We start from the raw sequence: 12,106 nt of genomic DNA, 5'->3' as shown, positions 1-12,106 counted from the left end.
TACCATCATGATTTTCCTTGGTGTAAAAGCATCACTGCCGATTTCTATTAATTGATTCCACTCCGCCTAATGAAAAATGCTTACCTGAATGATCGTTGCAGTTGAGTCATGATAATTAGTTAGGTTAACATGTAAATTGTTGCAAGATTGACCAAGATTCAAGACCAGTATGTCACCTTCCCCTAACACAGCCGCTTCATTTTGATTAATACTCATTTCACTTGTTCCTTTGACACAGTAAAAGGCGTGAAATCGCCTCTTAGATTGATTTTGATCCAATGGCAGATGATGGATTCCATCATCTAGATGAATCGTGCTAAGGTCACCTTCACATCCTTCCGCCAACATCAAATTGAAGTCCGTAACCTTTCCGAAGCTGCGGGTTTCCCATCCGCCATCAAACCGATGCTGTTCAAATGGAAATAAATGCACCTCTTGCTTCCCCTTGTGTTTTAGTGACATCTCCCCTTCAAGTATCGTGATGATTCTTTTTATGCCTGGAAGATGAGTGAATAAGGATTCGTCTACCTCGATTTCTGCGGTGCTTATCCGCCACTTGAAATCACGCTTCAAGTAATTTCCATCTTCAGGATAAATGGCAAGCTGTGTTGTTTTTCCGCCTGACCAAAGAGTGGTAATTTGTTCACTTTTCTTTATTACTTTTAATGAGTAAGACAACTATTTCCCTCCTTTTTTGCGCGACAACCATTTTTTTGTAAATCTTCAATCAAACCCGATATCCTGTCAATGGAAGGGATGCATACATTTTCAAGAGTTGCAAAGGTATAATAAATTGTCCGCAGCATGAAAGTGACTGCCAAAAGAATACATGCCCTGTAAATCGGAGATATTCATACGGAACATTCTTATTTATTTGATGACAAATTTGGACTTTACAATAAAACGAAGTTTTTAATATTGATGGTCATTTTAATAGATTAATAGATATGATGATAATTGGCATGGCAAAAACATCGATTAGAAAAGCACCGACTATCGGAACGATCAAATACGCTTTGCTTGAAGGTCCATATTTAGCAGTGATCGTTGACATGTTGGCCATGGCATTCGGTGTAGCTCCTATACCATGTCCAATAAATCCTCCAACCATAACCGCTGCATCATAGTTTTTACCAAGGAAACGGAACATGATGAAGATACTTAATAGTATGATGAAAATTACTTGGATCACTACAATTAATATGATTGGTAAAGCGAGGTCAGCAACCTCCCATAGTTTTATACTCATTAAAGCCATCGATAAGAAAATACCCAAAGTGATATCTCCAATAAAATTGATACTAGGCATTTCAATAATTTTTTCGTTTATCTTATCTAAAATATTCCGTACGATTACAGCTACTATCATTGCTCCAACATAATTCGGTAAAACATAACCTGTCTTCGCCGAAAATAACTCTCCTAAATAAGAACCTAAAGCCATGCAAAAGGTCAGTATTAATACTTGCTTCATGAATGAAGCTACATTTACCTCTATTTTATCCTCCGTTACTTTCTTTTCTTGAATTTCAATATCTTCTTTACTTGGTGTTAATTTGTGTTTGTTAATTAAATACTTTACTGTGGGACCTCCAACCAATCCCCCAAAGACCAATCCCAAAGTAGCTGCTGCTATCCCAATTGCTTGGGCAGATTGGATTCCTAGCGATTCGATGGTGCCGCCAAAGGCCGTAGCTGCACCAATACCGCCTTCCATGGAAATGGCTCCTGCCATCATACCGATCAATGGATCGATCCCAAAAACGGGAGCTAACGAAATACCAATCAAATTTTGGGCAAATGCGAGAAACCCACATAACAGCCAATAGATTAATAATAATTTACCGCCGACTTTTACTAATTGAAAACTAGCACCCAAACCAACAGTAGTGAAGAATGTTAACATGAATAGTCCCTGGAGTGTCGTATCTAATGAAATGGTAACGCCAAGAAAGGCTTTTAGACTTGTAGCGACTAAGGCAAAAAGCAATCCGCCGACAACAGGTGCAGGGATACAAAAGTGTTTAAATACTTTCACATTCTTAACGATAATCCCGCCCAGTGCCAAAAGCAATATGGCTAAAAAAATAGTGATTGTTTGATTAATCTCGATGTTCATATTGTCTATCTCCTCTCCACACACATGAATACTTCGTTTATTAGGTTTGCAGCTAATTTTACAGTTCGATTATCATTATCTAATGCTGGATTTACTTCACAAATATCAAATGAAATGGTTTTCCTATTAGAAATAATATTACGAATCAGTTGTCTGACCATTTTTCCGGAAAGGCCGAATGGGGAAGGTGCGCTAACACCTGGTGCTTCTGAAGCGTTTATAACATCCATACACAGTGTTAAGATAATGGAATCATGTTCATTCATAAAATTCTGAATCTTATTTTCGATTTCATCAGTTATTTCATTCATTAAATCTTCTTCCAGTATCCAAGAACAACCAAGTGAGTCTGCCGTATTAAATAATTTTTTAGTATTTCCAAAACGTTGAATACCAATTGGCATATAGCTAGTGAGATGATCATTTTCTAATATTTGCTTGAACATCGTTCCCGAAGAAGTCATTTCTTCATAGGAGCGTAAGTCAAAATGAGCATCGATGTTAAGGATGCCTATTTTAGCGTTTGGTCCAACCTGAGACCTAACTCCTAGAAAATGACCATAGAAGGTTTCATGTCCGCCCCCCAATATAACGGGAAACATATTTTTGGATAATATTTTCTCCACATGACTTCCTAATTCAGCTTGTGCCGCTTCTAGCTGCCTTTCTTCACAAATGATAGTTCCGAAATCAACTAAGCTATCTGTTGCTTGGCCATGCCAGGATAAGGAAGATAAGGCTTTGCGTATTTCATTTGGAGCTTCCTTGCTCCCAAGTCTTCCTTTATTCCGGCGTACGCCTTCTTCACAGGAAAACCCGATTATTCCGCATGCATGATTCATTGATGCTCTTTGACTCCCTTTAACGATTTGATGAATTCTAAATTCATCTTTGTCCACTAAACTATCTGTCCTGCCTTTCCATACATCCATATTGGGTGATATATACATACCTCATTCCTCCTCTTTAATAAATCTTTAGATCATTCCTGCTATCTAATACATTTTTCAGCTTTTGTTCAAGTTTTGGCAAAGGCTCCTTACAAGACAGGGCTACCTGTATAGCTTGTGATGGAAATTGAACATCCGCCCTCTTCCTAACTGCTATGCCTCCAGTCTATATATTGGTTTTCTGCAAGGTTAATCTGCAAGTTTCATGCCAGCTTCAAAGTCATTAAAACACGGAGGAAATAAAGGATCATTCAAAATAAAAAGCAGGCGAAAATTGCCGCACGGCAATTTTCGCCTACTTTTCTTCCCGGTATTTCTTCAACTTGTCTCGTAATGTTCTCTCCCCGATCCCGATAGTTTGCGCGGTCTTCCTTTGATGACCGTTAAAAGCGGCCAGGTTATGAAGAATCACTCTCTTTTCGATTTCTTCAAGCGTTTCGCCGACATAGGCAGGGATTAAGGTGTTCCCAAAAAACGCACGCGTGCTTTTTTGAATATCTGAAGGTAAATCAGCTTTCTGTATATAAGGCTCATTTGTAAGCGCAATTGCTCTCTCGATCAAGTTCTGCAATTCACGTATATTTCCAGGAAAGTCATATTGCTGCAGTAGCTGCATTGCTTCATGGGATATCCCTTCCACAGGTTTCCCCATTCGATCACCGATTTGTGCAATGAAAAATTCCAACAACAACGGGATATCTTCTTTTCTTTCGCGTAAGGCCGGCAGGTGGAACGGAATTACATTTAATCTATAATATAAATCCTCACGAAATCGGTTTTCTTTTACTTCTTTACCCAAATCTCTGTTTGTCGCTGCTATGATACGGACATCGATACTGACTTCTTCAATTCCTCCTACGGGCATTACCTTTCTCTCTTGTAAAACGCGCAAAATTTTCCCTTGCAGTGCTAAATCCATCTCACCTATTTCGTCAAGAAAGATGGTTCCTCCTTCCGCCAATACGAATAGTCCATATTTCCGCTGAGCCGCCCCTGTAAATGCGCCTTTTTCATATCCAAATAATTCTGATTCCAACAGGTGGGTCGGAATGGCTGCACAATTTATAGCCTGAAATTTCTTGTTTCTGCGCTTACTTTGATTATGGATTGTTCTGGCAACGACTTCTTTTCCGGTTCCACTTTCCCCTTCTATAAGAATGTTGGAATCGATATCCTTCACTTTTTCAATGAGAGAGAATATATTGCGCATGGCCGAACTCTCACCAATAAGGCCGTTCATACCAGCCACTTTATCCAATTCTTCACTCAGCCATTTCACTTTGGATTGAAGCGTATATACTTCCTCCGCTTTTTGCATCAGCACTTCCAATTCATCAATATGAAGCGGCTTTGTTGCATAGGAGAATGCTCCCTTACGCATTGCTTCTACGGATGATGGGATGCTGCCGTACGCCGTCATCATTATGACAACGGTTGAAGGAGAGAGGCACTTGATTTCTTCCAGCACTTCCATTCCATTGAATCCCCCGATTTTTAGATCAAGTAAAACGATGGCGATTTCAGCTTTTTCCAGAAGTAGAAGAGCCTCGCGTGGATCTGTAAATGAATAAACGTGATACTGGTCTTCCAATGCAAACGTAAGTGACTGACAAATGGTTGGTTCATCATCAATAATCATGATATCGTGCATCGTCTTCACCCTTTCTGTTTCTCATGCTGTAAGCTAATGGTCACTACTGTTCCCTTCCCTTGTTCGCTTCTTGTCTCGATAGTCCCATCATTCTCTTTCACGAGCTGATAGGAAATGGAAAGCCCAAGTCCGACTCCGTTTGGCTTCCTGGTATAAAACGGTTCAAATATCTTATCCATCTCCAATTCCGAGATTCCGATTCCCTTATCCTCGATTTCAACTACAGTGAGCTTGTCCTGATAATATGCCCTAAAAAAAAGAGCCCCCCCATCATTCGATGCCTGAATGGCATTGAGAATGACGTTTACCAGTACTTGTTTGATCTGCTGTGTATCTGCAGTAGCCTGAATGTTCGCGGTGAACTCTCGCACGATACGCAGGTTTTTTTCTTTAATCTTCGGCCTAAGCAATAGCTCAATCCCCTCCAAGGTTTCATTTAGTGAAAAAGTGATAGGCTCTGATTTTTTTGGTCGGGCATAATCGAGTAAATCGTTAATCAAAGTATTAAGCCTGGTGATTTCACTTGTAACCTGTTTGGAAAAGAAAGTACGAAAATCCGCGCTTGCAAATTTTTTAGGCAGTAATTGTGTATATGTAAGGATGGACGTTAACGGATTGCGTATTTCATGGGCGATACCTGCCACTAGTTGTCCCAATGAACGCAAACGGTCATCTTGTGCCACTTTTCTTTCAAGCTGTTTTTGTTCCGTAATATCATAAAAACTCAAAACGGCTCCTACACTTTCTCCCCGCTTCGTTTGAATTGGATACACACTATAAGTTATATGTCTTTTTTCTCCAGGCTGCTGTGACCACACCGCTTCCTTTTGTAAAAAAACGCTCTTTTTCTCAAGTGCCTCCATAATCTCCAATTCTGGAATGAAATAGGCAATGGGCAAATCCTGAAAAGGTCGATTAACAATGGTACGATCCAGCTTCAAATATTCCGAAGCCTTCACATTGATCATTGAGACTAATCCTTGATGATTCAACGTAATAAGCGAACTGTAGGCACTGTTTAATAGCTGCTGCTGAAAATGGATATTTTCCTCCTGGAGCAGCATCTTTTCTTCCAAGTCTTTATTCACGCGCTCAATTTGTTTTGTTCGTTTAGCTACTTCTCGTTTAAGGCTGAGATTCCACCATAAGATGAGTGTCATGATAATGAAGGTGAGGAAAAGACCTATTTTTAAATACAGCATCGTTTTACGCAGTCGTTGCGTATTCGGCAAAATATATTCACCGAACCACTTTTTCTCTATCTTTTCATATGTTCCATCTTTCTTGATTTGAGAGATCCCCTGATTGAAAATTGACAAGATCTCTTTGTTTTTTGGCAGCACAGCCACAGCATAATTCGTCGGGTCAAGTGATTCACCGACAATCTTTATGAGCGCTTGCTGCTCATTCTTCTGTAAAAAATATTGACCCGTAATCCGGTTACCTATGAAAGCTTCCACTTTTCCGTCAATCAACAATTGGACTGCTTCTTGCTGATTATCGGTTTCTACCAAGTCCAATTGATCGACTTTGGTTACTAGACCGCTGGCAACATCACCTTTTTGTACAGCCACTTTCCGGCCTTTTAAATCCTCAATATTCCGGATGTACATATTATCCTTCAACACGAATATCCCCTGTGAGCTTGTGAAATAGGGAGCGGAAAAATCATAAGTCTCCTCACGCTCCTGATTGTACTTCATACCTTGTATCGCATCCACCCTTCCCGAGCGCAAGGCATGCACCGCCTCGTTCCAAGGCATAGGGTAATATTCGAATCTGATACCAGTCTCGATCGAAATCGCGTTCATGATATCCACATTAAAACCGGAGTAAACGCCCGAATCGCTCAAATATTCGAAGGGTGGAAAATTATGATCTCCTGCAACCCTTATCACTTTTTTGCCTTCCGAATGAACCGCATCAGGATCGAAACAGCCAAAAAAGAAAAGGAAGAAAGTTAGAAAGGCACAGAGAATATATAAATTACGCATCGCCTCACCCCTTTTTCTATACCTACAGTTTGTAACATTCAAGTGTTTTCAATGTACAGAGACTTTCCATCGATCAACAATAAGTAGCAGAAGCCCTATCACCTCCAAAATCCTGTCCCTATCAGCTGTTGCAAGAAATGTGCCATCATATGAAAAAACTTATTATTCTGTAATCAAAAATTATATTGCAAGCGAACTCCATTGATTCTTCTTATCCATTTCCAGCAATACAATCATTCTATCAAATTTTTTTCAAAACTTTCTTTCATTCCTGATACCCTTTTAGACCGAATGATTATACCGGATTTGCTTCATGCACATTCTTGAAAAACGGTGAACTAATTAAACGCACACAGTATAATACAGAATAGGAATAAGAAAGAAAAATTAAGAGGTGTAAGCATGTTATTAAATGAATTTATGAGTGAAAAATTTTCCAAACTTAGAACTGAAACCACCCTTGTTTTATAATGGGAAAGTCGGTATCCGTTTTGAATTGGGTCTGGACTATGATAGTGATGATGCTCATGAAAACAGCCCCTATATACAAGGAGTATATAAAAGGGCCATCACTTTATTTAAGTCTTTGCATACACAAGACGATGATATTTTTATCGTTGCTGACGTAGACGATTTTGCAGATGGGTATAAGCATGAACCAAAAGTTTTTTCTCGTTATATGAAAGATAAATCGGTTTTATATCAGTTAAACCTTACAACAATTCCCTATATGTTTCCGGAAGATAATGATGAAAAAAGCTATCAAACCCACCGATTCACCTTACAATGCAAAACGTCTGATTTCAGGTACATTTCAATGATAAAAGCAATTTGTAATCAGGATATGGGTATAAAACCCAGTATCTTTAATAGGATCTATTTTATCAACATTAGCAGGAAAACTATATTTTACATATATGATGACAGGGGTTGTGATTTATTGGCGACCACGCCCGAATCAGTAAGAGCTGTTTATCAGCAATACAACGATTGGATATTGGATTACGATAGAATTGCTATTGACGCTAAGTTCAAATGATATGGGCAAATGTTTATTAATGGGTACCCTTAGCAATTTCCAATATTTTCCCTGATTCTTTTTTCCTTTTTTTTGAAAAAATGGTCATTCGCGAAATTATAAAATCACTTTCTCTCAACTGCCCAGCCCGTTAATACAAGCCGCTCCATCGCTTCAGTTCCTTCTTCTTTTTACATAAATAAAGCTGCCTTAAAGGCAGCCCTCACTTCGACACTAGGAATCGCAATCTTCTTGACCAGCAATTTGGCCCATCTATTGATGAAGGAAGAATGCTTGACTAGTATCACTATTGAACATTATTACTCAACTGACCGATATTCTCGACCTCGACAACGATTTCATCGCCGGATTTTACCGGGCAGCTGCCAGATGGTGAGCCTGTTGCCAAAATATCACCTGGCTCCAGTGTCATTACCTGTGAAAGCCAGCTGATTAGATAAGGAATGCTCAAAGACATTTCATTCGTATTTCCGTCTTGGACAACACGGCCGTTTAGAGTGGTCACGATTCGTAAGTTTGTCGGATCCACACCCGTTACGATGCACGGCCCCAAAGGCCCGAACGTATCAAATCCTTTACCCCGCGTAAACTGTGGATCTTTTTTTGTCAGATCTCTTGCAGTCACATCATTAAAGATCGTGCAGCCAAACACATAATCAAGCGCATCTTCTTCTTTTATGTTTTTTCCGCGCTTCCCAATGATCAAGGCCACTTCGCCTTCAAGTTCCACTTGGTTGGTCAGTTCGGCTGGAGGAAGCACAATCGTTTCCTTGTCTGCAATAAGTGAAGATAATGGCTTTAAGAATAAAAATGGTTCAACAAGGTTTGCCTCTCCCCCTGTTTCCTTTGCATGGCCTGCATATGTCCACCCGAAATTGACCACTTTGGAAGGTTTTACAGGCTCCAGAATTTTAACATCGCTATAGTTGACCTTAACCCCGTCATACTTAATTTCCTTGTTGACTAGTTCGGCGAAACTGCTCGACAATTGTAATATTGACTCATCCTCAACAATTCCGTAATGTATATGGCCTTCTTGATTTTGATAGCGTACTATTTTTTGTGTTTTTTGTAAGACTTGCATTATGAATGAACTCCTTTGATGATAAGATGTACTTACTTCCGTTAATAAAAGATCTGGCTATGCTATACTATATTAACATACCTGTTCTTATAGGTGAAAAAAAGAAATGCCATTGCGGCTCCATCTTCTGGTAAAGTTGAAAAGGATTATTCTTTCATGATCCACGATGATATTTAAGAGGAATGAGCTCAGCAATTTTAGTTTTCTCTAACTCGCCTCCTATCTCCAAAACAATAAAACAATCCGGTGAATAATCGGAAATTAATTCCCTGCACATCCCGCACGGACTTACTACTTTTAACTCTCTATTCTTTTCATCAGAATAGGGATGCCTGACTGCGACAATCGTATCAAAATATCTTTCTCCGTTCGAAATTGCCTTTCCAATCGCGATAGCTTCGGCACATACTGAAACCCGCCCGATATATGCTTCCATATGTACCGCCGAAACGATTTTCCCCGACTTTGTTTTCAATGCTGCCCCTACATGATGTCTATCGTCCTCATAGAGGTTCGTAATTTTCCTTTTAGCTTCATCAATCAATGCATAATCATTTTCTGTTAATGGATACGTCTTCATTTCGATCCCTTCACCTTCTTTTATGTTTATCGCGTCATAGTAGGCGTATGAGCTTCCTAAAAATACGACTTATTCTTTTTTGTGATTTAATTAAGTTCTTTTAAATCTGCACCATACCCATTTTGGAGAATAGTTCATCGTGTTTAAATCATACAATGGACAAATCAAAAATATTTACTATAAGATTTTTCTCGACGGCAAGTTCGAATAGTATTTTTTGTCCTACGGATTGAAACGCTCAAAAATCTCCACCTTTCCCCCCCTTGTATTCCGAAATTTTGGCGGTGCGGGACCATCGCCAAGCGGACATACCTAAAACGAGGAATTTAGGAAAATTTCTTTCACTCTTAATTAGCTACGCTATGCAGGGCTTCCCCCACATCCCCTTTCCAGCTTTTACTCTAAAACAAGTGGAAGCTTAACAACCAAAAAAAAACAAACATTACAAGATTTTAAAAAACCAAATATCAAAAAAGTCCTAATTCCTCATTTATTACCCCGAGAAAATAGGACTTTTTTTAATTAGTCTTTAAGAGGACTATACTGTACCAATTGGATCGATTCCTTTGTTTTCAATCATCAAAACTACTGCCTTGCCCTTTGGTACCACGGGTCTATGCATCGTACCTTTTGGGACACAGGCTCCTTCGTATTGCCCCAGCTCAAAGTTACCATTTTCCGTTTCCAAAACGAGTGCGCCCTCTAATACAAAAAAGACTTCATCATCATTCTCATGTTTATGCATATGATATTCACCCTCAAAGATACCAAGTCTCAAAACGGATGAATTTACCTCACATAGTGATTGATTGAACCATTTGTCCGTATTATTACGAACAATATCCTTAATAGTGATTTTTTCTAGATAATCAAACTTAATGTCCATTTGTTGATTGTAGTTGTAGTTCTTTTGATTTTCCATATATACCTCATTTAGTTTGCACCAATCGTGCTTTTTCATTTGCGAAACAAGAAAAAAAACGTTAACCAGACAAATATATGTAATTCATTTCAATTATACACAAATAAGATAGAGTTTACTAAAAGTTGTATTTATTTAGTTAGCTATTAATGTTTAGCTTTTTTAAGTTAACCATTTGAATTTTACTTCGATTTAAAAAACAAGTAACTAAATTGCTACCCGTCTATAGGCTCAGATCAATTCCTCCTGCTCATCTTCAATGATTGCAAAATCCATTCTACCTTCCTATAGTTACGCAATTCCGGATAAATTGAATAATTAATATCATTAGCGCCCAGGATTTTTTTGTTAATTAAACTAATTAAAAACTCACCTAAACGTTGAAATGAGTAACTAGGTCTTCTTAATAGAATGAACCTACAAGCATTTTACCGGTATATTCACCGTCCCAAGTTTCTACCGTTTTATTGGGCATCTCAACATATTGTTGATAAACCTTTTGCCATTCGGCGTAACAATCTTCTTCATCTTTCACGATTAATTCAGAAAAGCTATTAAAGATTTATACACTTCCGCCCTCGCGTCCGTAAATTGGCTTTGCCACATACGCTTCATTCTCAAAAGGAAAATCCCCCTTAAATAAGTGGGCAAAAGTGACGACGGATGCTTTCCCTTTCTTCAAAGCTGAAAATCCCGCTGTCGTCCTGCCGAGACCATATCAGTGCTAAAACCGCTTTAGACTGCATAAGGAAGTAATTCAAGGCAAGCCTTGCTTTCGTTTTTGCAACTGTGAATTCACGTCAATCGTTTTTATTAAGAGGCGGTATGGGATTGATCAAGATTTATACGCGATGCCACGTGAAGGGTGAGGCAGCTCGGAAATGTGGAAAGTAATCGAAAATAAGAAAAAGGCCGCCGCAGCAACCTTCCTAATTAAAACGTTTATGTTTGCGTACAAGCATGGTTGGATTAAAATAAATCCCGCATTAGTTTTTTCGATATATAGTCGAGTTGAATGGTCATATGGTTATCGTCAACCTGCTCTGCATGATCAGCTTTAAAGAGCTGAAGCTTCTTCAGCTTATAATAATCCCATAATAATTGATAAAGTGTCAGGCCGTTCAGCATAAGGAATTTAGCATCTATCATGGAGCGGACCAATACATCATCTTGTAAAAAAATAAGCTTTTCATTCACAGAGTTGAAGATCCCTTTTTCTTTTCCCTCTTCATAAAAAACCATCAATTTTTCTTCTCTTCTTTGCATCGCATCCCGCAATTGATCGTGTAAATACGGATACATGATTTGAAGTTCATTCAAAAAAACATCCGAAATATAGGCTGCAAGCAAAACCGATTGTTCATATGATTGCTGAAAGCCCTTCGTAAATGATTCGACAGTAGTATTCGATTCAACGATAAGTTCATTTATATAGTCAACGAAGCTATTTACAGACCCTTGGATAACATCTTCTTTGGAAGTGAAATATTTGTACATGGTTGCTTTGCTAACATCCATGTATTTCGCCATATCATCCATCCGGATGGACTGAAAGCCATTCTTTCTTATAATGGGGATGATTTTTGTGAGTAGCTTTGTTCTCATGTCGTTTTGAGAACTTTGATTTTGTTCTTTGTTCGCAGTCAAGCCGTTCTCCTCCTTCACTTTCTTCATTATTACATAAATGAGCAGGGAAATAAACACAGTGAACTAATTAAACTTTTTTAACAATTTTAGTTTACTTAGTATTATTTTAGTGTTATTCTA

Annotated in this window: 10 protein-coding genes; 1 reads left to right on the top strand and 9 read right to left on the bottom strand. The window is 38.6% G+C overall.

All coding sequences use genetic code 11. From position 1 onward, the window contains the following. Window positions 1–66: 66 nt before the first annotated feature. From QNI08_RS16465 to QNI08_RS16445, 5 genes are all read right to left on the bottom strand, one after another. Window positions 67–678 (bottom strand): HutD/Ves family protein, encoded by a 612-nt coding sequence (locus QNI08_RS16465; RefSeq protein WP_285768478.1) that lies wholly within the window; start codon window positions 676–678, stop codon window positions 67–69. Window positions 679–925: 247 nt separating this feature from the next. Further along, window positions 926–2,119 (bottom strand): sodium/glutamate symporter, encoded by a 1,194-nt coding sequence (gene gltS, locus QNI08_RS16460; protein WP_285768477.1) that lies wholly within the window; start codon window positions 2,117–2,119, stop codon window positions 926–928. Window positions 2,120–2,124: 5 nt separating this feature from the next. After that, the gene (gene hutG / locus QNI08_RS16455) at window positions 2,125–3,069 is read right to left on the bottom strand and encodes a formimidoylglutamase (protein ID WP_285768476.1); all 945 of its coding nucleotides are present in this window, start codon (window positions 3,067–3,069) and stop codon (window positions 2,125–2,127) included. 295 nt (window positions 3,070–3,364) lie between these two features. Continuing rightward, on the bottom strand, window positions 3,365–4,720 hold the full coding sequence (locus tag QNI08_RS16450; protein WP_285768475.1) for a sigma-54-dependent transcriptional regulator: 1,356 nt from the start codon (window positions 4,718–4,720) through the stop codon (window positions 3,365–3,367). A 5-nt stretch (window positions 4,721–4,725) separates the two neighbouring features. Continuing rightward, window positions 4,726–6,714 (bottom strand): transporter substrate-binding domain-containing protein, encoded by a 1,989-nt coding sequence (locus QNI08_RS16445; RefSeq protein ID WP_285768474.1) that lies wholly within the window; start codon window positions 6,712–6,714, stop codon window positions 4,726–4,728. A 424-nt stretch (window positions 6,715–7,138) separates the two neighbouring features. On the opposite strand from QNI08_RS16445, the gene QNI08_RS16440 reads away from it, so the two are divergent. After that, the gene (locus QNI08_RS16440) at window positions 7,139–7,753 is read left to right on the top strand and encodes a DUF3885 domain-containing protein (RefSeq protein ID WP_285768473.1); all 615 of its coding nucleotides are present in this window, start codon (window positions 7,139–7,141) and stop codon (window positions 7,751–7,753) included. 286 nt (window positions 7,754–8,039) lie between these two features. On the opposite strand, the gene QNI08_RS16435 is transcribed toward QNI08_RS16440, so the two are convergent. From QNI08_RS16435 to QNI08_RS16420, 4 genes are all read right to left on the bottom strand, one after another. Then, window positions 8,040–8,837: a fumarylacetoacetate hydrolase family protein gene (locus QNI08_RS16435; protein ID WP_285768472.1), complete on the bottom strand. Its 798-nt coding sequence runs from the start codon at window positions 8,835–8,837 to the stop codon at window positions 8,040–8,042. A gap of 154 nt (window positions 8,838–8,991) precedes the next feature. Further along, entirely contained in the window at window positions 8,992–9,417 is a 426-nt protein-coding gene (locus QNI08_RS16430) for a cytidine deaminase (protein WP_285768471.1), read from the bottom strand. A gap of 538 nt (window positions 9,418–9,955) precedes the next feature. After that, window positions 9,956–10,339, bottom strand: coding sequence for a cupin domain-containing protein (locus tag QNI08_RS16425; protein WP_285768470.1), 384 nt, complete (start codon window positions 10,337–10,339; stop codon window positions 9,956–9,958). Between the two features lie 969 nt (window positions 10,340–11,308). Continuing rightward, the gene (locus QNI08_RS16420; protein ID WP_285768469.1) at window positions 11,309–11,986 is read right to left on the bottom strand and encodes a TetR/AcrR family transcriptional regulator; all 678 of its coding nucleotides are present in this window, start codon (window positions 11,984–11,986) and stop codon (window positions 11,309–11,311) included. Window positions 11,987–12,106: the final 120 nt, after the last annotated feature.

The organism is Peribacillus folii (genome assembly GCF_030271255.1).
In the GTDB taxonomy this organism is placed as follows: Bacteria; Bacillota; Bacilli; order Bacillales; family DSM-1321; genus Peribacillus.
This window is presented reverse-complemented; position numbering and strand designations above follow the sequence as displayed.

What these genes read in the sequence shown, in the direction of transcription:
- gltS (WP_285768477.1), bottom strand. Translation starts at nt 2,119, where the DNA reads ATGAACATCGAGATTAATCAAACAATCACTATTTTTTTAGCCATATTG.
- QNI08_RS16450 (WP_285768475.1), bottom strand. Translation starts at nt 4,720, where the DNA reads ATGCACGATATCATGATTATTGATGATGAACCAACCATTTGTCAGTCA.
- QNI08_RS16425 (WP_285768470.1), bottom strand. Translation starts at nt 10,339, where the DNA reads ATGGAAAATCAAAAGAACTACAACTACAATCAACAAATGGACATTAAG.
- QNI08_RS16435 (WP_285768472.1), bottom strand. Translation starts at nt 8,837, where the DNA reads ATGCAAGTCTTACAAAAAACACAAAAAATAGTACGCTATCAAAATCAA.
- QNI08_RS16430 (WP_285768471.1), bottom strand. Translation starts at nt 9,417, where the DNA reads ATGAAGACGTATCCATTAACAGAAAATGATTATGCATTGATTGATGAA.
- QNI08_RS16445 (WP_285768474.1), bottom strand. Translation starts at nt 6,714, where the DNA reads ATGCGTAATTTATATATTCTCTGTGCCTTTCTAACTTTCTTCCTTTTC.
- hutG (WP_285768476.1), bottom strand. Translation starts at nt 3,069, where the DNA reads ATGTATATATCACCCAATATGGATGTATGGAAAGGCAGGACAGATAGT.